This window comes from Phormidium sp. CCY1219 (assembly GCF_055795085.1).
Map to the genome: position 1 here is coordinate 1 of NZ_JAYFEQ010000947.1, position 1,613 is coordinate 1,613.

Annotated in this window: 1 protein-coding gene; it reads left to right on the forward strand. The window is 53.4% G+C overall.

From position 1 onward, the window contains the following. Positions 1-102 precede the first annotated feature (102 nt). Positions 103-1,613: helix-hairpin-helix domain-containing protein (locus AC0QH1_RS30785; RefSeq protein WP_324635261.1), on the forward strand; the 1,511-nt coding region annotated here is incomplete at its 3' end.

Genomic DNA, 1,613 nt, shown 5'->3' on the forward strand with positions numbered 1-1,613 from the left:
GGCTAAAGCCGCACGTTCGTTTTTCCTCCCCCGGCTAAAGCACGGGGGTTTCCAAACGTATCGGAGGTTATCATGATAAAGATTACAGGAGGTACAAAGTAAGTGACGCCCGATAATAGCAAAGAAGAAGTCCGCACGCAAATAGACGCGATAAATATCCAGGTGGAACGCAGCGGCCACTTGACCCCGATCGCCGAAATTTCCCCGGTGGAAGTAGCGGGAACCAAAATTTCTCAAGCTACGGTGCGCGGAAGTCATCGCCTCGCCGAGCTAGACCCCCACATCGGCGACACCGCGATCGTGCGCTATCGGGGCAAAGAAGAAATGCCCGAAATTGTGGCCGTGGTGCCGGAAGAACGCCCCGCCGGCGCTCGCCCCTTTCACATGCCCGTCCACTGCCCCGAATGCGGCTCCCCCTTGGTAAAAGACCATAATGAGGAAACGAGCTGTATTAACTCATCTTGTCCGGCAATTCTCCCCGCAACCCTGCTCAATTGGGCCAGTCGCGATGCCTTGGAAATTAATGGGATGGGGGAAAAACTGATGCAGCAGCTCCTCGAGAGCGGATTGGTCCGCTCTGTAGCAGATCTGTACGACTTAACCGCCGAGCAACTGGTGAGGTTAGAGCGCATGGGGAAAAAATCGGCGAAGAATTTGCTCAAAGCAATTTCTAAATCTACCTCATTGCCCTGGTCGAAAGTATTATCCGGTTTGGGGATTCCCGGAATCGGTCGCACCCACGCTAAATTGCTCAGCGATCGCTTTTCTACCGTATCCGCACTCTCTAACGCCGATATGGACACGATTTCTTCCATCGAGCGCCTCGGTCCTGATGTGGCTCGCGCGGTCTATTACTGGTTCCGGATCGAAGCCAATCAAACCTTAGTCCAACAATTGTCCGCCGCTGGATTACAACTGCCCCAAGTGGAGTTACCCGAGGCGATCGCCCCCACAGTGACCCCGGAAACCGCTCGGGAGGAAATGGCACAACCTTCGCCCCCCGTGGCCACACAACCCCCACAACCCCCCACCTCCGAACCGCGATCGCAAGCCGACGCGGACGCGCCTCCTTCCGAATCCTTGCCATCCAACTTAGAACAACCCGCAATCCAGCAAAATTCTCAACTCCAATTAGAATTAGAGGAAACCCGCACTCGCTTAGAACAAGCAGAACGCAATTCCTCCGAACTGCACTCTCAACTAACAGCAACCCGCCAGCGCTTAGAGGAGACAGACTCCCATTCCTCTCAACTCAATTCTGAGTTAGAACAAACCCGAAATCGCTTACAACAGGCAGAAGGGAATACCTCCCAACTTGAATCCCAGTTAAATGAAACCCGCTCCCAGTTAGAGCAAGCGAATCAACGCGCTTCTCAACTGCAATCGGATTTAGAACAAGCCCATCAAACTGATTCTCAATTCCAATCTCAACTCGATGACGCGCGCTCCGAATTAGAGCAAACCAATCAACGCGCCGAGCAGTTGCAATCTCAACTCGATGACGCGCGCTCCGAATTAGAGCAAACCAATCAACGCGCCGAACAGTTGCAATCTCAACTCGATGAAGCGCGCTCCGAATTAGAGCAAGGCAATCAACGAGCCGAACAGTTGCA